The organism is Massilia sp. YIM B02769 (assembly GCF_030411995.1).
In the GTDB taxonomy this organism is placed as follows: Bacteria; Pseudomonadota; Gammaproteobacteria; order Burkholderiales; family Burkholderiaceae_D; genus Telluria.
Genome location: NZ_JASNRC010000003.1, coordinates 278,106 through 298,451, shown reverse-complemented (window position 1 = coordinate 298,451; position 20,346 = coordinate 278,106). Strand labels below are relative to the sequence as shown.

Annotated in this window: 18 protein-coding genes; 11 read left to right on the top strand and 7 right to left on the bottom strand. The window is 64.9% G+C overall.

What is annotated here, in order from left to right; translation table 11 throughout:
• Window positions 1–87 precede the first annotated feature (87 nt).
• The 3 genes from QPK31_RS06460 to QPK31_RS06450 all read left to right on the top strand — a co-directional run bounded on the left by QPK31_RS06460 (window position 88) and on the right by QPK31_RS06450 (window position 2,885).
• The gene (locus QPK31_RS06460) at window positions 88–729 is read left to right on the top strand and encodes an RNA pyrophosphohydrolase (protein WP_290422119.1); all 642 of its coding nucleotides are present in this window, start codon (window positions 88–90) and stop codon (window positions 727–729) included.
• A gap of 135 nt (window positions 730–864) precedes the next feature.
• Window positions 865–2,379: an aspartyl protease family protein gene (locus tag QPK31_RS06455; protein ID WP_290422118.1), complete on the top strand. Its 1,515-nt coding sequence runs from the start codon at window positions 865–867 to the stop codon at window positions 2,377–2,379.
• Window positions 2,380–2,456: 77 nt separating this feature from the next.
• Window positions 2,457–2,885: a DUF1841 family protein gene (locus QPK31_RS06450; RefSeq protein ID WP_290422117.1), complete on the top strand. Its 429-nt coding sequence runs from the start codon at window positions 2,457–2,459 to the stop codon at window positions 2,883–2,885.
• 68 nt (window positions 2,886–2,953) lie between these two features.
• Here QPK31_RS06450 and QPK31_RS06445 read toward each other — a convergent pair whose 3' ends face one another.
• The 3 genes from QPK31_RS06445 to QPK31_RS06435 all read right to left on the bottom strand — a co-directional run bounded on the left by QPK31_RS06445 (window position 2,954) and on the right by QPK31_RS06435 (window position 5,541).
• Window positions 2,954–4,459: a SulP family inorganic anion transporter gene (locus QPK31_RS06445; RefSeq protein WP_290422116.1), complete on the bottom strand. Its 1,506-nt coding sequence runs from the start codon at window positions 4,457–4,459 to the stop codon at window positions 2,954–2,956.
• A 393-nt stretch (window positions 4,460–4,852) separates the two neighbouring features.
• On the bottom strand, window positions 4,853–5,194 hold the full coding sequence (locus QPK31_RS06440; protein WP_290422115.1) for a cytochrome c: 342 nt from the start codon (window positions 5,192–5,194) through the stop codon (window positions 4,853–4,855).
• An 11-nt stretch (window positions 5,195–5,205) separates the two neighbouring features.
• Window positions 5,206–5,541 carry a cytochrome c gene (locus tag QPK31_RS06435; RefSeq protein ID WP_290422114.1) on the bottom strand — a complete coding sequence of 112 codons (336 nt, stop codon included), beginning with the start codon at window positions 5,539–5,541 and terminating at the stop codon, window positions 5,206–5,208.
• A 219-nt stretch (window positions 5,542–5,760) separates the two neighbouring features.
• On the opposite strand from QPK31_RS06435, the gene QPK31_RS06430 reads away from it, so the two are divergent.
• From QPK31_RS06430 to QPK31_RS06420, 3 genes are read left to right on the top strand one after another with little or no spacing between them, the layout of a single operon-like run.
• Window positions 5,761–6,615, top strand: a complete 855-nt coding sequence (locus tag QPK31_RS06430; RefSeq protein WP_290422113.1) for a MoxR family ATPase — start codon at window positions 5,761–5,763, stop codon at window positions 6,613–6,615.
• Window positions 6,612–7,208 carry a GNAT family N-acetyltransferase gene (locus tag QPK31_RS06425; protein WP_290422112.1) on the top strand — a complete coding sequence of 199 codons (597 nt, stop codon included), beginning with the start codon at window positions 6,612–6,614 and terminating at the stop codon, window positions 7,206–7,208. The genes QPK31_RS06430 and QPK31_RS06425 overlap by 4 nt, the downstream gene beginning before the upstream one ends.
• On the top strand, window positions 7,202–8,374 hold the full coding sequence (locus tag QPK31_RS06420) for a VWA domain-containing protein (RefSeq protein WP_290422111.1): 1,173 nt from the start codon (window positions 7,202–7,204) through the stop codon (window positions 8,372–8,374). The genes QPK31_RS06425 and QPK31_RS06420 overlap by 7 nt, the downstream gene beginning before the upstream one ends.
• Before the next feature lie 218 nt (window positions 8,375–8,592).
• On the opposite strand, the gene QPK31_RS06415 is transcribed toward QPK31_RS06420, so the two are convergent.
• On the bottom strand, window positions 8,593–9,183 hold the full coding sequence (locus tag QPK31_RS06415; protein ID WP_290422110.1) for a CPBP family intramembrane glutamic endopeptidase: 591 nt from the start codon (window positions 9,181–9,183) through the stop codon (window positions 8,593–8,595).
• A gap of 282 nt (window positions 9,184–9,465) precedes the next feature.
• Here QPK31_RS06415 and QPK31_RS06410 point away from each other — a divergent pair, with 282 nt between their 5' ends.
• Window positions 9,466–10,668 carry a cation:proton antiporter gene (locus QPK31_RS06410; RefSeq protein ID WP_290422109.1) on the top strand — a complete coding sequence of 401 codons (1,203 nt, stop codon included), beginning with the start codon at window positions 9,466–9,468 and terminating at the stop codon, window positions 10,666–10,668.
• On the top strand, window positions 10,658–11,794 hold the full coding sequence (locus tag QPK31_RS06405) for a YbdK family carboxylate-amine ligase (protein ID WP_290422108.1): 1,137 nt from the start codon (window positions 10,658–10,660) through the stop codon (window positions 11,792–11,794). The genes QPK31_RS06410 and QPK31_RS06405 overlap by 11 nt, the downstream gene beginning before the upstream one ends.
• A gap of 179 nt (window positions 11,795–11,973) precedes the next feature.
• On the opposite strand, the gene QPK31_RS06400 is transcribed toward QPK31_RS06405, so the two are convergent.
• From QPK31_RS06400 to QPK31_RS06390, 3 genes are all read right to left on the bottom strand, one after another.
• Window positions 11,974–12,309 (bottom strand): hypothetical protein, encoded by a 336-nt coding sequence (locus tag QPK31_RS06400; protein ID WP_290422107.1) that lies wholly within the window; start codon window positions 12,307–12,309, stop codon window positions 11,974–11,976.
• A 262-nt stretch (window positions 12,310–12,571) separates the two neighbouring features.
• Window positions 12,572–13,558 (bottom strand): gamma-glutamyl-gamma-aminobutyrate hydrolase family protein, encoded by a 987-nt coding sequence (locus QPK31_RS06395; protein ID WP_290422106.1) that lies wholly within the window; start codon window positions 13,556–13,558, stop codon window positions 12,572–12,574.
• 71 nt (window positions 13,559–13,629) lie between these two features.
• Window positions 13,630–14,448 carry a two-component system response regulator gene (locus tag QPK31_RS06390; RefSeq protein ID WP_290422105.1) on the bottom strand — a complete coding sequence of 273 codons (819 nt, stop codon included), beginning with the start codon at window positions 14,446–14,448 and terminating at the stop codon, window positions 13,630–13,632.
• Window positions 14,449–14,763: 315 nt separating this feature from the next.
• Here QPK31_RS06390 and QPK31_RS06385 point away from each other — a divergent pair, with 315 nt between their 5' ends.
• From QPK31_RS06385 to QPK31_RS06375, 3 genes are read left to right on the top strand one after another with little or no spacing between them, the layout of a single operon-like run.
• Window positions 14,764–16,761, top strand: coding sequence for a DNA topoisomerase IV subunit B (locus QPK31_RS06385; RefSeq protein WP_290422104.1), 1,998 nt, complete (start codon window positions 14,764–14,766; stop codon window positions 16,759–16,761).
• A gap of 2 nt (window positions 16,762–16,763) precedes the next feature.
• Window positions 16,764–18,473, top strand: coding sequence for a molecular chaperone HscC (locus tag QPK31_RS06380; protein WP_290422103.1), 1,710 nt, complete (start codon window positions 16,764–16,766; stop codon window positions 18,471–18,473).
• The gene (locus tag QPK31_RS06375; RefSeq protein ID WP_290422102.1) at window positions 18,470–20,344 is read left to right on the top strand and encodes a hypothetical protein; all 1,875 of its coding nucleotides are present in this window, start codon (window positions 18,470–18,472) and stop codon (window positions 20,342–20,344) included. The genes QPK31_RS06380 and QPK31_RS06375 overlap by 4 nt, the downstream gene beginning before the upstream one ends.
• Window positions 20,345–20,346 lie beyond the last annotated feature (2 nt).

The following is a 20,346-nucleotide window of genomic DNA, read 5'->3' as shown; positions in this document are numbered from 1 at the left end:
TCGTGATCGAAAGGCATGGCTGACGCAGGGATTTGTAGGTAAAAACGCAAGGGAGCTGAGGCCGGCAGAAAGTTTCGAGGTGCACTTATGCTCGATCGTGAAGGGTTCCGCCCCAACGTCGGCATCATCCTGCTCAACGCCAATAACGAGGTGTGGTGGGGCAAGCGGGTGCGCGAGCACTCATGGCAGTTTCCGCAGGGAGGTATCAAATACGGCGAGACGCCGGAACAGGCGATGTACCGCGAGCTCGAGGAAGAAATCGGTTTGCGCCAGGAGCACGTCAAGATCGTGGGCCGCACCCGCGACTGGCTGCGCTACGAGGTGCCGGATCACTTCATCAAGCGCGAGATCCGCGGCCATTACCGCGGCCAGAAGCAGATCTGGTTCCTGTTGCGCATGGTTGCGCGCGACAACGACGTGAATCTGCGCCTGACCGACCATCCGGAGTTCGACGCCTGGCGCTGGCACGACTACTGGGTGCCGCTGGACGTGGTCATCGAGTTCAAGCGCGATGTCTACCAGCGTGCCTTGCAGGAGCTGTCGCGCTTCATCAGCTGGCCGGCCAATGGCGGGCACGGCGAGCGCCGCCACAGCGCGCGCTACCTGCGCCAGCCGCGCGGCCAGGGCGGCGCGCCGGGCAACGCGGGCAACGCTGGCGCCAAGACGACGCCGAGGCCGCCACGCGATGCCGCGGCCGAGCCGCAGTTGGTGCTGACGCCGGAAAAATAGTTGCGTCTGTAACTCAGCAGTTGTGAGGCCAGGGCTCCAAAAAGGCAAGATACCGTGCAAACGGTGTCCTGCCTTTTTCTGTTTTTATCCGGCTACCATTGCAAAAGTAGAAACTTTCCTCGTAGAATTATCGGCATGAAGCCGACCCTTGCCTCCACCCTGGCCGTGCTGCTCGCGCTTGCCACGCCCTTCGTGCATGCCGACGATGCACCCCGCTGTCGTTACGCCATGATCGGCAAGCTGCCGCTGCGCTATACCGGTCCCAACCTGTCCATCACGACCGAGGGTGTGATCAACGGCACGCCTGCCGTGATGTTGATCGATACCGCCTCGAACAGCACCGTGCTGACCCGCACCGGCACCGAACGACGCGGCATGAAGCTGAGCAATACGGGCAGGGTAACCCAGGGTATCGGGGGTTATTCGTCGCTCTACCAGACGCGTGTCGACGAATTCCGCTTCGGCCCGGTACGCAGCCCCAAGGGCTACCTGAACGTCGTCACCGATTTCGGCATGGCGCCCTCGTACGATGCGACGATCGGCGCGTCCTTCCTGTTGCAGACCGACCTGGAGATCGCGATGGCGTCCAGGGAGATTCGTTTTTTCCAGCCGCAGGACTGCGGCGACGCGTTTCTTGCCTACTGGGATGCCGACGCCCAGGCCGTTCCTTTTGAATCCTACTCCGGCGGCAGCAGCAATCCGCGCTTCACCGTATTCCTGAACGGGGAAAAGATGGTGGCGGAGATCAACACGGGAGCCCAGGTATCGGTGGTGTTCCTGGAAGCGGCCAAGCGCATCGGCGTGTTGCCCGATACACCCGGCGTGGTGCGCGCGGCCGGCGCTGTCGGCGTGGGCGAGCGCACGGCGTCGCGCTGGCATGCGGTATTCAAGACCTTCCAGATCGGCGAGGAAACGATCAGGAACGCCGGCCTGAACATCACCGATGGCAAAGCCTATGTGGATGTGATCCTCGGCGCCGATTTCCTGCGCGCGCACCGCGTCCTGTTTGCCATGAGCCAGCGCAAGCTGTATTTTTCCTACGCCGGCGGCCAGCCCTTCGACCGCCCCGACCGGCTCGAACCCTGGATCGAAGCCGAGGCGAACGCCGGCAATGCCGACGCCCAGATGGCGCTGGCGGGCTACCATGCGCGCGGTGCCGGCGTGCCGCGCGATCCGGCCACGGCGAACGCCTGGGTTGAAAAAGCGGCGGCCAACGGCAACCCCCAGGCCCTGCTGCGCACCGGCCGTGCGCTGACCCGAAGCGGCCAGCCTGCCGAAGGGGCGCTGCGCCTGCGCGCCGCACTCGACAAGCTGCCTTCCGACCGGTACGCCGCCTTGTGGCTGTACCTGGCGCGCATTGCCAACGGCCAGGCCGAACTCGGCCGCACCGAACTGGCGGGTGCATTTGCCCGCGGCGGGGCCGATGCCTGGCCGGCGCCGATCGCCGATTTTTATCTTGGCAAGCTGAGCGCCGCGGACCTGCTGAAGCAGGGCAGCGCAGACGGCGGCGCGGGCAAGGCACGCGCTTGTGGCGCCAGGGCGGCCATTGCCGGGCTGTACGAGGCGCGCGGCGAGCGCGAACAGGCGCAAGCGGCACGCGCGCTGGAGGCGGCCGAATGCGGCAAGGGCGCGGAGAACGTCGAAAGCTGAGGCAACGGCGGCCGGCAGCGCAGTGCGCGTCATCGCGTTAGAATAGCGCCCTTCCCTACCGCCTTTCAGATCCCGCCATGTTCACCCCGTCCTCGCACGACGTGCGCCGTTTTTTCTGTGAAGCCTTCCGCAAGCAACGCGCTGGCGAAGTGCTGACCCCGATGGACGCCATCGCCGCCGACTGGATCGTCCAGCATCCCGAATACCACGAGGCCATGATGGACGCCGAGGCTGCCGTCGCGCGTGACTACTCGGTCGAGGGCGGCCAGGCGAATCCCTTCCTGCACCTGTCGATGCACCTGTCGATTGCCGAGCAGGTATCGATCGACCAGCCACGCGGCATCAAGGCCGCGCACGACCTGCTGGTACGCAAGATCGGCGAGCACGACGCCCACCACGAGATCATGGAGTGCCTGGGCGAGATGATCTGGAAGTCGCAGCGCAACGGCGTGCCGCCGGATACCGAGGCTTATATCGAGTGCGTGCGCAGCCGCGCAATGCGCTAGACCCGACGATCAGCCCAGCTTGTCGTAATAGGTAGGGTGGGCACTCGTGCCCACCGTCGACCCGACGATCACCCCAGCTTGTCGTCCGCCACCCGGTAGCGCGGGTCTTCCAGCACATTCACCTCGATCATGTCTCTGGCCTTGCCCAGCAGCTCGCGGCAGTCCGGGCTGAGGTGGCGCAGGTGCAGGCGCTTGCCCAGCGCGCGGTACTTCTCGGCCAGTGCATCGATGGCCTGGATCGCCGAATGGTCGACCACGCGCGCATTGCGGAACTCGACCACCACGTCCTGCGGATCTTCCTTCGGTGCGAACAGCTCGTTGAAGTTGGCCACCGAGGCAAAGAACAGCGTGCCTTGCAACTCATACACCTTCCAGCCTTGCGCATCCTGCGCCGTCTTCACCGCGATCTGCTTCGCGTGCTGCCAGGCGAACACCAGCGCCGACACGATCACGCCCACCAGCACGGCAATGGCCAGGTCGAACACCAGGGTAATCGCCGCGACCAGCACCACCACCAGCGTATCGGTGCGCGGCACCTTGCCGACCATGCGGAAAGTGCCCCATTCGAAGGTCTTTTCGCAGACCACGAACATCACGCCGATCAGCGCCGCCAGCGGAATCTGTTCGATCCAGCTTGAACCGAACAGGATAAACGACAGCAGGAACAGCGAGGCGGCAATGCCCGACAGGCGGCCATAGGCGCCGTTGTTCACGTTGATCATGCTCTGGCCGATCATGGCGCAGCCGCCCATGCCGCCGAAGAAAGCGGTAACCACGTTCGCCGCGCCCTGCGCCATGCATTCGCGGTTCGGCTGGCCGCGCGTCTCGGTGATCTCGTCGACCAGGGTGAGCGTCAGCAGCGACTCGATCAGACCGACGCCGGCCAGCACCAGCGAGTACGGGAAGACGATCCGGAAGGTCTCCCAATTGAGGGGCACCTCGGGAATCGCAAAGGTGGGCAGGCCGCCGGCAATCGAACCCAGTTCGCCGACGGTCTTCGACTCGATGCCGAGCAGCGCGGCGCCGATGGTCACCACCAGGATGCCGACCAGCGTCGCCGGCACCGCTTTCGTGATGCGCGGCGTGATGTAGATGACGGCCATGGTCGCGGCCACCAGGCCGAGCATGGTGAACAGCTGGGCGCCCGCCATCCATTCGCCGTTAATTTTGAAATGCCCGAACTGGGCGATGAAGATCACCAGCGCCAGGCCGTTCACGAAGCCGAGCATGACCGGGTACGGCACCATGCGGATGAACTTGCCCAGGCGTGCGGCGGCAAACAGCATCTGCAGGATGCCCATCAGGACGATGGCCGCGAACAGGTACTGCACGCCGTGCTCGACCACCAGCGCGACCATGACCACGGCCAGCGCGCCGGCCGCACCCGAGATCATGCCGGGCCGGCCGCCAAAGGCCGAGGTGATGAAGGAGACCAGCACCGCGGCATACAGGCCGGTGAGCGGCGACACGTGGGCGACCAGCGCAAAGGCGATCGCCTCGGGGACCAGCGCCAGGGCCACGGTGAGGCCGCTGAGCAGGTTGGTTTTCAGGTAGGCAGGGGAAACGGACTGCAAGATGACACTCCAACAAAAGGCGCAAAGACGCGGCGCAAAGACGCGGAAAAACGAAATCCCCCGGAGCGGCGTTAGGACCGCTTCGGGGGATTGGATATAGCCGTTATTATAGTCGGAGTTGATGAACGTTTCCTGCCGCAGATGTCATCAACATTGCCAGCGAGGACAGTACGGTGGGCACTCCGTGCCCACGCGGAAGGGTGCGCGGTGTTGACAGAGGCCTGTGCCGCGCCAACAGCAAAGCCGCGCCAGAATCAAATGATCAGCTGCTCACTTGTCGAAGCCGCGGCCAGGCACATGTTTCGATGCAAAGGTCGCCATCACCATGCCGGCATTCGCGTGGGCACGGAGTGCCCACCGTACGGTTCCGGCCGCGTCAGGGAAACACGCCGCTTATTTGCTCACCACCAGCTGTGACGGCAAACTCGACAAATACGCCCCGATATCCGCCATATCCTGGTTGGTCAGCGGCTTCGCAAACCCCGCCATGATCGGATTGTTGCGCCCATTCGCCTTGTCGCCGCCACGTTTATAAGCCATCAGCGCATGCGTGATGTAGTCGGCGTGCTGCCCGGCCAGCTTCGGATAGCTCGGGTCGGACGGTTTGTTGAAGTCGGCGCCATGGCAGGAAGCGCAGGCATATTTCTTGGTCAGCTCTTCGCCGCGCTTGACGTCGGCAGCTTGCGCGCCCAGGGAAACGGCGCCGAGCACCAGCGCGATGATCAGTTTGTTCATGGCGGCGCTCCTCATTTGCGGTTCTGGGCGGTCTGCTGCGCGTAGTAGGCGGCGACGTCGGCGATGTCCTGGTCGGACAGGCTGGCGGCGATGCCGCGCATCGACGGGTGCTTGCGGTCGCCCTTCTTGTAGGCGTGCAGGGCGGCTTCGATGTACTTGGCCGATTGACCACCGATCATCGGCACCTGATAAACCTCGGGGAAAGCGGATTTGTAGCCGGGAATGCCATGGCAGCCGATACACATCTCGATCTTGGCCGGCGCGGCCTTCGGGTTGCCGACGACGTCCGCGGCAGCCGCGGCGCCGGCGCACGCGCCCAGAACGAGTACAGCGAAAAGTTTTTTCATGGTGGGAATCGCAAAAAAATTTGATCGAATACCGCTACCGCACGAAACAGGATGAAGCCGAAGTGTTGGCAAATCTGCCAACAAGCATCCGATTCTAGCCCAACAAAAGATTGCAGTCTACCAACGTCGCGCACCCGGACAGCCGCGCCCGCATCACGCCCGGACCCGCCCTCGGCTTCTGGCATATACTCAGGATTTCCTCTTTCATCACACACGCCCATGCAAGCCCAAGCCCGCTTCGAAGGATCCGACAACTACGTCGCCACCGACGACCTGAAACTGGCCGTGAACGCCGCCCTCACGCTGGCGCGCCCGCTCCTGATCAAGGGCGAACCGGGCACCGGCAAGACCATGCTGGCCGAGGAAGTGGCGGCTGCGCTGAACATGCCGCTGCTGCAGTGGCACGTGAAGTCCACCACCAAGGCCCAGCAGGGCCTGTACGAGTACGACGCCGTCTCGCGCCTGCGCGATTCCCAATTAGGCGACGAGCGCGTGCGCGACATCCACAACTACATCGTCAAGGGCGTGCTGTGGCAAGCCTTTACGGCGCCGGAACCGGTGGTGCTGCTGATCGACGAGATCGACAAGGCCGACATCGAATTCCCGAACGACCTGCTGCGCGAACTCGACCGCATGGAGTTCTACGTCTACGAGACGCGCGAAATGGTGGTGGCCAAGCACCGTCCGCTGGTGATCATCACCTCGAACAACGAGAAGGAACTGCCGGACGCTTTCCTGCGCCGCTGCTTCTTCCACTACATCAAATTCCCGGACCGCGAGACGATGGCCGACATCGTCAAGGTCCACTTCCCGCGCCTGAAGCAGGACCTGCTGGCCGCCGCCCTGCAAAGTTTTTATGAGGTGCGCGACGTCGCCGGGATCAAGAAGAAGCCGTCGACCTCGGAATTCCTGGACTGGCTCAAGCTCCTGATGGCCGAGGACATCCCGGCCGAAGCCCTGCGCAGCAAGGATGCGAAAACGGTCGTGCCGCCACTGCACGGCGCCCTGCTGAAGAACGAGCAGGACGTGCATCTGTTCGAACGCCTGGTCTACATGTCGAGGACAAATCGATGATCCGGGTCGAGCCGATCACGCTGGACTTCAACGGCGTGCGGCTGGAGCCGCTGCATCTCGACCACGTCGACGGGCTGCGCGCCGCCGCGGCCGACGGCCAGCTGTGGAACATCCGCGTCACCTCGGTGCCGGAACCGCACCGTACCCAGGCCTATGTGCACGCCGCGCTCGAGACGCCGAACCGCCTGGCATTCGCGGTGGTCGACGCCGAGTCGAACCGCGTGCTCGGCTCGACCAGCTACCACGACATCGTGCCCGAACTCGAGCGCGTGGAAATCGGCTACACCTGGTATGCGCAAAGCGTGCAGCGCTCGCATGTGAACACCAGCTGCAAGTTGCTGCTGCTGTCGCACGCCTTCGACACCCTCGGCTGCGCGGTGGTCGGCCTGCGCACCGATAACTTCAACTTCGCCTCGCAGGCGGCCATCGAACGCCTCGGCGCTCGGAAGGATGGCGTGATTCGCCACCACGGCCTGCGCCGCGACGGCACCGTGCGCGACACTGTCATGTACAGCATCGTGCGCGGCGAGTGGCCCGAGATCAAGGCACAACTGCACTACCGGCTCGAACGCCACGGACACGCACCATGCTGATCGACTTCTTTTTCGCGCTGCGCAACGCCAAGGTCCAGGTCTCGATCAAGGAATTCCTGACCCTGCTCGAAGCCCTGGAAAAAAGCGTCATCGCGCCCTCGCTCGACGACTTCTATTACCTGGCGCGCCTGACGCTGGTAAAGGACGAAGCCCACTTCGACAAGTTCGACCGTGCTTTCGGCATGTACTTCAAGGGCATCGAGGCCGTGTTCGACACCAGCAAGGGCGAGATCCCGCTCGACTGGCTGATCAAGCGCATGGAGCGCGAACTCACGCCCGAGCAGAAGGCGGCGCTGGAAAAATTCGGCTACGACAAGCTGATGGACCGCCTGAACGAACTGCTGAAGGAACAGAAGGAGCGCCACGAAGGCGGCAACAAATGGATCGGCACCGGCGGCACCTCGCCGTTCGGACATGGCGGCACCAATCCGGAAGGCATCCGCATCGGCGGCCAGGGCCGCAACCGCACGGCGGTCAAGGTCTGGGACCAGCGCAGCTACAAGGACTACGACGACGAGCGCGAACTCGGCACACGCAACATCAAGGTCGCGCTGCGCCGCCTGCGCCGCTTCGCCCGCCACGGCGCGCCCGACGAACTGGCCCTGGACGACACCATCCGCGCCACCGCCAACAACGCCGGCTACCTCGACATCAAGATGCAGGCCGAACGCAAGAACCGCATCAAGGTGGTGATGCTGCTGGACGTCGGCGGCACCATGGACGACCACATCGAGCGCACCGAGGAACTGTTCTCGGCGGCGAAGACCGAGTTCAAGAACATGGAGTTCTACTACTTCCACAACTGCGTGTACGACTACCTGTGGAAGAGCAATCGGCGCCGCCATGCGGAACGCTTCCCGACCTGGGACGTGCTGCGCAAGTACCCGGCAGATACGCGGGTCATCTTTGTCGGGGATGCGACCATGAGCCCCTACGAGGTGCTGGCGCCGGGCGGGTCGGTCGAGTACAACAACGAAGAAGCCGGGGCGGAGTGGCTGGCGCGCTTCTGCAAGGCGTTTCCGAAGTTCGCCTGGCTGAATCCCGAGCCGGAGAATCTGTGGCAGTACCGGCAGTCGATCGCCATCATCCGGCAGCTCATGAACAACCGCATGTTCCCGGTGACGCTGGAAGGGCTGGAGCGGGCGATGCGCTTGCTCAGCAAATAAGGGCACGCGGCGGCAACCGTACGGTGGGCACTCCGTGCCCACGCGGAAGCATGCGCCGTGGTAGCGTTGTTGAATCGGAAAAGCCGCGGGCCCTCGGCAGCGTTAACGATGTACCGCGAACGCCTCAACGAGCCACCGGCATAACCGCCGCGTTCACGAGCCAACGATACGCCGGCATCCGCGTGGGCACAGCGTGCCCACCGTACGGTCGAGTGCGCCTATCCTCGCGCGCGCAGCGCATTGCGCACCACGTACAGCCCCACCACATCGATCGCCACGTGCACCAGCACCGCCGCCAGCAAGCCCACGTACTGGTAGATGAAGCTCAGCGCCACGCTGAGCCCGAACATCCCCGCCGCCTGCACCAGCGTCGCCTTGTCCAGCTTGCGGAACTGGTACACCGGCGTATGCGTCAGCAGGAAAATCACCGACGTGATCCACACGCCCAGCAATGGCTGCAACGCCGCGCGGAACAGCAGCTCTTCACCCACCGCCGCCGCCAGGCTGATCCACACCGGATTGAATCCCGACAAATCCAGCCGCGCATAGGCCGCAATCGTCTTGCGCGTCGATTCGGATGAGGCCGTCAGCCGGAAACTCACATACGACCCCACCGCCGCCAGCGCCGACAGGCCCAGCCCGAACAGCAATTGATTGCCGACACCCATCGGCCCCGTGAACACTGACAGCGGCTCGTCTTGTGCCACGACAATGATGACGGCGGCGATGAGGAGGAACACCAGACAGGTGAGCAGCTGGGCGGTCAGGCGAATCGGTGGACGGGCTTGCGGCGGAGTGGGAGCTTGCACGGACATGGAGAGAACGCCAACGCGGTTGACGGATGAGGAATCGGAGGCGGCCAGCCAGGAATGAAACTGCCGCCATTCTAGCCAGCGGCGTGCCCGATGACAACGCGCCAGCAATCGCCCTGCACTTTGTTAGTGCGAGCACGGACGGCCTGGCCGCAAAACACGATATTTGCTCCAGGTCTGCGCCAACGCCGGTAGCGCCAATCGTGCGCCCTGCACCGGCCTGTAGTATGCAACCGAGCTGTATTTACCCATCTACTCGCTTCAACTTCTGGAGATTGCATGACTGAGCTGTTGCCGATCCTGAATGCCCTCGCGTGGCCAGTTGCGATTGCCATTGCCTGGATTGCCGGGGAATTTGGCCAGCGCTACACCAACCTCCCGCGCATCAGCTTTTATGGCCTGGTCGGCTTCGCCCTCGGCGCGCCGCAATTGGGCGTGCTGCCCGTGCCCGACGCCGGCGCCATCCCCATGCTGGCCGACGTCGCCTTCGGCCTGATCCTGTTCGAACTCGGTTACCGCATCAATTTGCGTTGGTTGCGCAACAACCCGTGGATCGGCCTCAGCGGCCTGGTCGAATCGGGCGCCACTTTCGTCGCCGTCTACTTCATCGCGGTCGCCTTCGGCACGCCGGAGCTCACCTCGCTGATGCTGGCCTCGCTGGCCATGGCCACCTCGCCCGCCACAGTAGTGCGCGTGATCAACGAGCAGCGCAGTTCGGGCCAGGTGACCGAGCGCGTGCTGCACCTGTCGGCGCAGAACTGCGTGCTGGCGGTGTTCGCCTTCAATGCCGTGATCGGCTTCTGGATCTTCCGCACCTTCGAAGACCTGGGTGACGCGCTCTGGAACAGCCTGGTGCTGCTGGCGGTCTCGGCCCTCACCGGCGCGGTGTTCGGGCTGGTGGTGCCGGCCCTGCTGCGCGCGATCGGCAATCCGCGCCACGATGCCACCGTCGCCTTTGCCATCGCCGTGATCCTGCTGGTGGCGATCTCCTACGCCGGCGGGCTGTCGCCAGTGGTGGCCTCGCTCGCCTTCGGCCTGGTGGCGCGCCACCGCCGCGTGGCCTTCAGCCAGGCCCAGCGCAATTTCGGTGCATTGGGCGAACTGCTGACCATCCTGCTGTTCGTGTTCGCGGCATCGACCCTGGACTGGGAAAAGGTCGCGGCCGGCATCTGGCTGGCGGTTGCCGTCGTGATCGCGCGCCTGCTCACCAAGACCGGCGGCGTGATGGCCTTTGCCCACCTCTCCGGCGTGTCCTGGCGCAAGGGTTTCCTGGCCGGGGTGGCGCTGGCGCCCTTGTCGGTGTTCGTCATCCTGCTGCTGGAACACGCGCGCCTGGCCGGCGTGGTGGTAGTCGAGGAACTGCGTTCGGTGGCGGCGGTAACCATGCTGCTCGAAATATTCGGTCCCATCATCATCCAGCGCGCCCTGATGTGGGCGCGTGAGACGCCAGACATCCGACCGGAGAACCGCCATGCCGCTTGAAGCCTTTGCCGAATCCCAGCCGCTTACCTTCGGGGTCGAGCTCGAACTGCAGCTGGTCAGCTTGTCCGATTTCGACCTGACCGCCGCCAGCCCCGATTTGCTGCACCTGCTGTCGCGCAAACCCTTCCCCGGGAATGTGACGCCGGAGATCACCGAGAGCATGATCGAGATTAATTCGAGCGTGCATTCGGACTACAGCAAGTTGCTGGCCGAACTGGTGGACATCCGCGACACGCTGGTGACCGCCGGCGATACGCTGAACATCGGCATTGCCGGCGGTGGCACCCACCCCTTCCAGCATTGGTCCGAGCAAAAGATTTTCTCCAAGCCGCGCTTCGAGCAACTGTCCTCGCTGTACGGCTACCTGGCCAAGCAGTTCACGGTGTTCGGCCAGCACGTGCACATCGGCTGCGGGAATGGCGACAACGCCATGTACCTGCTGCATGCGCTGAACCGCTACATTCCGCACTTCATTGCGCTGTCGGCCTCGTCGCCCTTCGTGCAGGGGCATGACAGCCTGTTCGATTCGGCGCGGCTGAACTCGGTGTTTGCCTTCCCGATGAGCGGACGGGCGCCGTTCACGCTCAGCTGGAGCGATTTCGAGCACGCGTATTACGCCAAGATGGAGCGCACCGGCATCATCAAGAGCATGAAGGATTTTTACTGGGATTTGAGGCCGAAGCCGGAGTACGGCACCATCGAACTGCGCGTGTGCGATACGCCGCTGACGGTGCAGCGCGCGGCGGCGCTGGCGGCCTACCTGCAGGCGCTGTGCAGCTACCTCCTCCAGCGCGTGGAAGAGCCGCCGGTCGAGGACGATTACCTGGTCTATAACTACAACCGCTTCCAGGCCTGCCGCTTCGGGCTGGACGGGTCGATCACGCATCCGAAGACCTACGAAACGGTGTCGCTGCGCGAGGATATCCTGACGACGCTGCGCAAGATGGAGCCGCATGCCGACGCCCTCGGCAGCCTGGACGGCTTGCGCCATCTGGCGAACGCGGCGGCTGGCGGGAGCGATGCGTCACTCTTGCGCCAGCAGTATGAGCGCGAAGGCAGTGTCGAGGCGATCGTGCATTCGGCGATCAATACCTTCCGGGGCGAGCGGCGCTTCTGGCGGCGGTAGGGTGGACGGCTCGTGATTCAGTCCACTGGACTGAATCACTCCACGCGTTGATCGGTAACAGCCAGATCATCCGGAACGATCACGAAGCCGCCAACGACCGACGCGTGGGCGGCGCACACGGAACGGATGACCGATCGTCCAAGGTGGAGCCGACCACCCTACCGCCACAGCCGGCGTCGTCAGGCCGCGCTCGGCCCCAGGCGGCTGCCGCGCATGATGCGTTCGATGAAGGTCGGCTTGGCCACCGGACGCGGCATACCGTCGTCGACCAGGCCGGCCCATTTTTCGCACAGCTGCTCGCAGGTGGCGCGCAGCACCGGGTCGAGCTCGGGCAGGCGCGACAGCGCGCATAGGTGGCGCTCGATCACCGAGGCCAGGCGCACGCAGGGACGGTCGTTTTCGTCGCGCGCGGTGTAGTGCGACATCAGGTGCAGCAGCGACGCGATCATCACCGCGTCGCGGTGGCGCATGTCTGGCGCCGGCAGGATGGACGGCTCGTTTGCTTGGTCTTTCATGACAGCCCCTTGTTCGGATGGACGGACAGCATCGGATTCAATGAATGAGAATCATTCTCATTCAATGGTAATGGAGGGGCGGATGAGAGGCAAGCGATTTCGCAAGCGTGTGCGGGGGAGTTTGATGTGCTTCGGAATGGGCGTGGTGGATACAGGCGCGTGGCGCAAATGGTGAGACGGTGGGTACAAGTACCCACCCTACCAGGTTGTAGGGTGGGTTCTCGAACCCACCATTTCATCGCCTGATCATCTGCGAAGCAATTTACAACCTGGTCTCCCGCGCCGCCCTCAAAAACTCATCCAGCACCGGCGTGCAATCCAACAAATCCGTCCCGCCGGCCCGGTGAAATTCCGGATGCCACTGCAAGCCCATCACGAAATCCGCCTTGTCGTACCGAATCGCCTCGACGATCCCGTCCGGATACGACACCGCCTCGATGCGCACGTCGCGCCCGAGCTCCTTCACCGCCTGGTGGTGGATCGAATTCACCACGGGCCGCGTCGCCTTCGGGAACATCTTGCGCAGCGACGAACCCGGCGGGAATTCGATCGCATGCCGGTGCGCGTCGTAGTCGGTGTGCACGTGGGCCAGCGCCTCGGGCACATTCGTCGCCACATCCTGGTACAGCGAACCGCCGAACGCCACGTTGATCAGCTGGCAACCGCGGCATACGCCCAGCACCGGTTTGCCGGCCTCGACGAATTCGTGCAGCAACTCCAACTCGTACAGATCGCGCGCGCGGTCGCCGCCCCACTCGGGCCGGGTCGGGGTTTCGGAATAGGTTTGCGGCGACACGTCCGCCCCGCCCTGCAGCACCAGGCCGTCGAGGTGGCGCGCGTAGTGGCGCAGCGTGATGTTGCTGGGATGGAGCAGCCCGTTGGTATTCACCGTCGGGATCATGAACACCAGCACGTCGCGCGACATCACCCACTGGGCGATCGACTCTTCCAGGTATTGCAGGTTCTTGCTGCGCAGGCCGGTCGAGCCCGGTTCGGGGTGGAAGATGCGGGCCGAGACGCCGATGCGCAGGGTGCGGCGCATGAAGTCGCGGCTGAAGCGGTCGCGCAGGGCGCGCCAGCGCGAGGACAATACCCGGCCGGCCAGTGCAAACGGCGTGTCGCCGGGACGCTGGTAGCGCGGCGGGCCATCGGCCGAGCGGCGGTCGGGAACGCGTACGGGGGCGTCGGGGCGGGTTTCGAGAGGCGGTCCTGGCGCCTCGTCCGTGCCTTGTTGATGATCGTCTGCCATGTCTTCAATATAGCCCCGTCATGGCCGCGCACGATTTGAAGTTGTAACAAAATCACACTGCCGAGCAGGACTCATGCAGGCATCGAAGCCAGGCGCTGCAGCATCGCCACCAGGCTGCGGTCGGCCACCGGCTGGTCGAGCAGGCCGCGCACGCCGGCCGAATGCGCCCGCGCCGTGTCGTAGCAAAACGCCCGCCCTACCAGGAACACCACCGCCGTGTGCCCCGCCCCTTCCTGGGCCTTGATCGCCGCGCACAGTGCATACGGGTCGATGCCCGGGGTCGAGGTGTTGATCATGGCCAGCAGCACCGGCGTTTCGTCGCACAGGCGCACGGCTGCCGAGGCGCTGTCGGTCCAGGCGATCGGCAGGCGCTGCTCGCCGACCAGGCGCGCCAGGTGGTCGCGGAAGGCGCCGCCCTGGTCGACGATCAGCACCTTGCCGTTGCGCGGCGGCTGGCGCAGCGCAACGGCATCGGTATCCTGGCCTTCGCCGATGCCGCGCTGGCGCCGCCGCCGTTCCGGCAAGGGCGGTTCGCCGCAGGCACACAGGCGCTCCAGCGTGCGGCGGCGTTCCGCCACCAACTGGGCCAGCGTCGCGTGCAGGGACGCCGCTTCGAGCGGACGCTCGACCCGGGTCCAGGCATTGCCGCGCTCGCAGCCACCCACCTGCAGCGCCAGCGGCGGACTGCGCATGCTCGACAGGCGCAGCATCGCACAGGCGTTCTCGCCATCGGCCAGGTAGACATCGGGCTCCTGCAAACTGTCCTCGTGCAGGCAGGCGTACAGCGGGCCGCAAGCAGGCGCATCCGCCAACAGCGAAGCGATGCCGTCGGCGGCATCGGGCGTGAAGCCGAGCAGACGGACGGCCGTGGGGGTTTTCCTGGCATGCATGATCGAATCATCCGGCGCGCCATGCGGGTGCAACGCGCCTGTTGTGCGCCAAACCGCGGCGCTGGCCGCTTGTGTGGCCGAGTAGGTGAGTCCTTCTCCCCGGTTCTTGCTATCTATACTGTATGCCTGTACAGTATTGGTCTTGGCCAGCGCTTTCTGTTCGACGATTTCTCGGAGCCGCATTAAGCTTGCGAACTTGCGTATCAATCTAGTCACGTTCCTGTTCGTTGACAAGCACATTCCAACGATGCCATTCCTATTTTTTCCTTCCGACAAGATAGAATGCGCAGGCATTTCAAAAAAACACTCATCAGCATGGCAACCAAGAAACCCGCACCCGATTACAGCGAATCATCCATCCGCGTCCTGAAGGGACTCGAACCCGTGAAGCAGCGTCCGGGCATGTACACCCGGACCGAGAACCCGCTGCACATCATCCAGGAGGTGATCGACAACGCCTCGGACGAGGCACTGGGCGGCTATTGCAACAACATCGGCGTCACCCTGAACGTCGACGGCTCGGTCACGGTCGAAGACGACGGCCGCGGCATCCCGGTCGGCATCCACCCGGAAGAAGGCGTCTCCACGGTCGAGATCGTCTTCACGCGCCTGCACGCCGGCGGCAAGTTCGACAAGGGTTCGGGCGGCGCCTATGCCTTCTCGGGCGGCCTGCACGGTGTCGGCGTCTCGGTCACCAACGCCCTCTCGACCCGCCTGGAGATCAACGTCTGGCGCAAGACCGACGATGGTAACGGCATCCACCGACTGGTCTTCGAGAACGGCGACGTGGTCGAGCCCCTGAGCTCCGCGCCGTTCGAGCGCGGCGGCAAGAAGAACGGCACCCGCGTCACCGCCTGGCCCGACCCGAAATACTTCGATTCGCCGAACATCCCGATGGCCGAACTGGTGCGCCTGCTGCGCTCGAAGGCCGTGCTGCTGCCGGGCGTCACCGTCACCCTGACGAATGCGAAAACCGGCGACGTGCAAACCTGGCGCTACGACGAAGGCCTGCGCGGCTACCTGACCGAGGCGCTGGCGCAAGGCTCGAGCGGCCAGACCCTGATCCCGCTGTTCGAGGGTGCGCAGTACGCGCCGGCCGGCGACGAAAGCTTTGCCGAAGGCGAAGGCGCGGCCTGGGTCGTGGCCTGGAACGAAGAAGGCAGCGTGGTGCGCGAGTCCTACGTCAACCTGATCCCGACCCCAAGCGGCGGCTCGCACGAGTCCGGCCTGCGCGACGGCCTGTTCGGCGCCGTGAAGGGCTTCGTGGAACTGCACGGCCTGCTGCCGAAAGGCGTGAAACTGCTGCCGGAAGACGTGTTCGCCCGCGTCTCCTTCGTGCTGTCGGCAAAGGTGCTGGACCCGCAATTCCAGGGCCAGACCAAGGAACGTCTGAACTCGCGCGACGCGGTGAAGCTGGTCTCCACCTTCACCAAGCCGCCGCTCGAACTGTGGCTGAACCAGCACGTCGAATACGGCAAGAAGCTCGCCGACCTGGTCATCAAGCAGGCCCAGTCGCGCATGCGCTCGCTGCAAAAGGTCGAGAAGAAGAAGTCCTCGGGCGTGGCCGTGTTGCCGGGCAAGCTGACCGATTGCGAATCGACCGACCTGACCCGCAACGAACTGTTCCTGGTCGAGGGCGACTCGGCCGGCGGTTCCGCAAAAATGGGCCGCGACAAGGAATACCAGGCGATTTTGCCATTGCGCGGCAAGGTGCTGAACACCTGGGAAACCGACCGCGACCGCCTGTTCGCCAACAACGAGATCCACGACATCTCGGTGGCGATCGGCGTCGACCCGCACGCCCACGGCGATTCGCCGGACCTCTCCGGTCTGCGCTACGGCAAGATCTGCATCCTGTCGGATGCGGACGTCGACGGCTCGCACATCCAGGTCCTGCTGCTGACGCTGTTCTTCAAGCACTTCCCTGCCCTGTTCCGCCACGGCCACATCTGCGTGGCGCGTCCACCGCTGTACCGCGTCGACGTGCCGGCACGCGGCAAGAAGCCGCTGCAAAAGCTGTACGCGCTGGACGATGGCGAACTGCTGGCCATCGAAGACAAGCTGAAGAAGGAAGGCCTGAAGGAAGGCAGCTGGAGTATTTCGCGCTTCAAGGGCCTGGGCGAGATGAACGCCGAGCAGCTGTGGGAAACCACGATGAACCCGGACACCCGCCGCCTGCTGCCGGTGTCGCTGGGCGACTTCGACCACGGCGAATCGAGCGCGCGTTTCAACATGTTGATGGGCAAAGGGGAGGCCGCCGCACGGCGCGCCTGGATCGAAGAACACGGTAACGAAACCGAAGCGGACATCTGATCATGATCATTGGTATTGATTTGGGCACCACAAACAGCTTGGTAGCAGCCTGGCGTGACGGGCGCGCGCAGATCATTCCCAATGCGCTCGGCGAGTACCTGACGCCGTCCTGCGTCGGCATCGACGACGACGGCACGGTCCTGGTGGGCGCGGCGGCACGTTCGCGCCTCCAGACCCATCCCGACATGACCACCTCGCTGTTCAAACGCTACATGGGCAGCGAGCGCGTAACAGGGCTCGGCAAGCAGCAATTCCGTCCGGAAGAGCTGTCCTCGCTGGTGCTGCGCGCCCTGAAGGAAGACGCCGAGGCCTGGCTCGGCCAACCGGTCGAAGAAGCCATCATCACGGTGCCGGCCTACTTCAGCGACGCCCAGCGCAAGGCCACGCGCGCGGCAGGCCAGCTGGCCGGCCTGCGCGTCGAACGCCTGCTGAACGAACCGACCGCCGCCGCCCTGGCCTACGGCATCCAGGACAGCCAGCAGGAAACCAAGTTCCTGGTCTTCGACCTGGGCGGCGGCACCTTCGACGTTTCCATCCTCGACCTGTTCGAGGGCGTGATGGAAGTGCGCGCCTCGGCCGGCGACAATTTTTTGGGCGGCGAAGACTTCGTCGAAGTGCTGGTCAAGACTTTCTACGAACGCAGCAGCCTGCGCAACGCGCTCGGCGGCCACGTGCTGACCCGCGCGCAAACCCAGCGCCTGCGCGACGAAGCCGAACGTGCCAAGCGCGCGCTGTCGGAGTCCGCCAGCACCGAGATGCGCTTCCAGCACGAGGGCCGCGAATTCACCTGGCGCCTCGACGAAGACACCCTCGCCCAGCTGTGCGAGCCGCTGCTGCAGCGCCTGCGCAAGCCGGTCGACCGCGCCCTGCGCGACTCCACCATCAAGGCGAGCGAACTCGACGCCGTGGTGCTGGCCGGCGGCGCCACCCGCATGCCGATCGTGCGCAAGCTCGTGTCGCGCATGTTCGGCCGCTTCCCGTCGGTGCACCTCGACCCGGACCACGCCATCGCCCTCGGTGCGGCGGTGCAGGCCGGCCTCAAGATGCGCGACGCCGCCCTTGAGGAAGTAGTGATGACCGACGTCGCGCCCTACTCGCTCGGCATCAACATCTCGCGCCAGATCGGGCCGAACAATTACGAATCGGGCCACTACCTGCCCATCATCGAGCGCAATTCGACGGTGCCGGTGTCGCGCGTGCAGAACATCACCACCGTGCGCGACGGCCAGCGCGAGCTGCGCGTGCTGGTCTACCAGGGCGAGGCGCGCCTGGTGAAGGACAACGTGTATCTCGGCGCGATCGACTTCCCGATCCCGCCAAAAAAAGCCGGCGAGATCAACGCCGACGTGCGTTTTACCTATGACATCAGCGGCGTGCTGGAAGCCGAGATCACGGTCTACCCGACCCAGGACAAGCACAAGCTGGTGATCACCGAGAACGCCGGCGTGATGACGCCCGAACAGGTCGAGCAGCGCCTGGCTGAACTGGCCGAACTGAAGATCCATCCGCGCGACCAGATCGAGAACCGCACCGTGGTGGCCGAGGCCGACCGCCTGTACCAGGAACTGCTGGGCGACGCCCGCGAGTACCTGGCCCAGCACATCGCCGCCTTCCAGTCCGTGCTCGACCAGCAGGACCAGCAGGCCGCGCGCCGTGCCCGCGAAACCCTGCAAAAGGTGCTGGCCGACCTCGACCGCGGCGGCCTGGAATGAGTGCCTGGGCCGTCCTCGGCATCGACCCCACGCCGGACGTGCGTGCGATCAAGCGCGCCTATGGCCGCAAGCTGAAAGTCACGCGGCCGGAAGACGACGCCGAAGGCTTCCAGCACCTGAACGACGCCTACCAGGCGGCGCTGCAGATGGCGCCTTACCTGGATGGCGCCGACGAGCAGGCCGCGCCGGAAGTGCTGGTCGCACAGGCGCCGATGGAAGTGCCTGCGCAGTTCCACGAACCGGCGCCGGTCTGCATGCCGGTGCAGGCGCCCGTTCATTCAGCCGCGCCCGAGGACACCCTTGAAGACCAGGAGCCCGCCTGGGAACGCCCGGTCGCCGCCTTCCGCGAGGAAGCCTGGGAACACCCGGTGCCCGCCCTGCGCGTGGTGGCCGACGAGCGCGCCCAGCGCCTGGCCCTGGAACAGGAACGGCGCCGGCAGCGCGAAGAAGCCCGCGCCGCCGCCGAGGCCGCGAGCGCGGCCGCCTTCGAGATCGCCAGCCTGCTGTGGGGGCAGTTCGTCCAGAAATCCGCCGTCTCGCCCAAGTACCAGCTGAAGCTGATCATGGAAGGCGAGGACATGATGCTGCTCGAAGTGCGCGAGCATTTCGAGCTGTTCGCCATCCAGTACTGCGCCGGCGCGGCCTGCGAGGACGAGCTGCGCGAAGCCATCTTCGCCGTCTTCGGCTGGCTGGAAGACGACGCCTTCGTGCGCCGCCGCCTGCCGGACGCCACCGGCGAAGCCATGGCGCGTCTGCGCGCCGGGCGCGACTACAACGCGCTGCTGCAGCGCGCGAGCACCGAACCCGTGATCGCAGCACTGCTCGCGGACAGCGCCGGGCGCCGCTTCGGCCGCACCATCATCGGCAACTTCACGCGCCAGATGCGCGCGCAGATCGCGCTGATCCGCGAATACCACCGCGAACTGCTGTACTTCAAGCTGAACCCCGAGGTGGTCGCAGAATGGGAAAGACGCGTCGCGGGGCGCCGTTATTTCCTGGAGACCGCGCTGATCAGCGCGGGCGTGGGCGTCGCGCCCTTCATGCTCGCCAGTTTCTCCGACCGCAAGATGGTGCTGGGCTTCGACAGCCACTTCCTGCTGCTGTTCCTGCCGCTGGCACTCATTGCCGGCCTGGCCTGGGCCCTTGTCGACCCGCTGGCGCGCCTGCGCGATACGCCATGGCGCGACCGGCTGCTGTTCGACCTGCGCTTCCGCCCTGCCGTGCAGCTGGGCTGGATTCCCGTCTTCGCGCTGCTGTCGGCGCTGTTGTTCATCCCGGATCCGGCGCCGGCCTTTGCCTGGCTGCTGGGCACGGCGATGGTCGCCTGTACGCTGGTGGCCTGCTTCGCCAACTCGGTCCTGTTCGACAAGGCGCACTACATCGTCGGCGCCATCTGCGCGGTCATGGTCGGCCACTCGATGGCCGACAAGGGCTACCCCGGCTACGGCTACGTCACCTGCGCGGCCGGGGCCTATTGCGCCCTGCAACTGCTCTACCGTGGCGGCGCCGATTTGTGGAACCGCATGCCGGACAAGGCCCATCTGCTGCTGCCGCTGCGCTGCGTGTGGCTGGCCGGGGCCATCGCCCTGGTGGCGGGCGCCGATGTCTCGCCGCTGCCGCTGCAGCTGCACGCCGCCGTGGTCTGGCTGTGGGCGCTGGGCGGCATGCTGCTGTCGAATCCGACCATCAATCCCTTCGCCGCGGTGGCGGGCGGGCTGGTCCTGGTCTTCGTGATCATGACGTTGCGGCCGGAGATGTCCATGCTGCGCAGCTCGCCGCTGTCGATGCTCATTTCGCCGCTCTTCGGTGTCGCGATGTTCATGTTCGTGAACATGATCCGCACTAAAAAGAATCAACATCCATTTTCGTAAGT

Bases quoted from the DNA above. Each gene is read 5' to 3' on its own strand.
- QPK31_RS06460 (WP_290422119.1), top strand. From the start codon at position 88: ATGCTCGATCGTGAAGGGTTCCGCCCCAACGTCGGCATCATCCTGCTC.
- QPK31_RS06455 (WP_290422118.1), top strand. From the start codon at position 865: ATGAAGCCGACCCTTGCCTCCACCCTGGCCGTGCTGCTCGCGCTTGCC.
- QPK31_RS06450 (WP_290422117.1), top strand. From the start codon at position 2,457: ATGTTCACCCCGTCCTCGCACGACGTGCGCCGTTTTTTCTGTGAAGCC.
- QPK31_RS06440 (WP_290422115.1), bottom strand. From the start codon at position 5,194: ATGAACAAACTGATCATCGCGCTGGTGCTCGGCGCCGTTTCCCTGGGC.
- QPK31_RS06435 (WP_290422114.1), bottom strand. From the start codon at position 5,541: ATGAAAAAACTTTTCGCTGTACTCGTTCTGGGCGCGTGCGCCGGCGCC.
- QPK31_RS06430 (WP_290422113.1), top strand. From the start codon at position 5,761: ATGCAAGCCCAAGCCCGCTTCGAAGGATCCGACAACTACGTCGCCACC.
- QPK31_RS06425 (WP_290422112.1), top strand. From the start codon at position 6,612: ATGATCCGGGTCGAGCCGATCACGCTGGACTTCAACGGCGTGCGGCTG.
- QPK31_RS06420 (WP_290422111.1), top strand. From the start codon at position 7,202: ATGCTGATCGACTTCTTTTTCGCGCTGCGCAACGCCAAGGTCCAGGTC.
- QPK31_RS06410 (WP_290422109.1), top strand. From the start codon at position 9,466: ATGACTGAGCTGTTGCCGATCCTGAATGCCCTCGCGTGGCCAGTTGCG.
- QPK31_RS06405 (WP_290422108.1), top strand. From the start codon at position 10,658: ATGCCGCTTGAAGCCTTTGCCGAATCCCAGCCGCTTACCTTCGGGGTC.
- QPK31_RS06400 (WP_290422107.1), bottom strand. From the start codon at position 12,309: ATGAAAGACCAAGCAAACGAGCCGTCCATCCTGCCGGCGCCAGACATG.
- QPK31_RS06395 (WP_290422106.1), bottom strand. From the start codon at position 13,558: ATGGCAGACGATCATCAACAAGGCACGGACGAGGCGCCAGGACCGCCT.
- QPK31_RS06390 (WP_290422105.1), bottom strand. From the start codon at position 14,448: ATGCATGCCAGGAAAACCCCCACGGCCGTCCGTCTGCTCGGCTTCACG.
- QPK31_RS06385 (WP_290422104.1), top strand. From the start codon at position 14,764: ATGGCAACCAAGAAACCCGCACCCGATTACAGCGAATCATCCATCCGC.
- QPK31_RS06380 (WP_290422103.1), top strand. From the start codon at position 16,764: ATGATCATTGGTATTGATTTGGGCACCACAAACAGCTTGGTAGCAGCC.
- QPK31_RS06375 (WP_290422102.1), top strand. From the start codon at position 18,470: ATGAGTGCCTGGGCCGTCCTCGGCATCGACCCCACGCCGGACGTGCGT.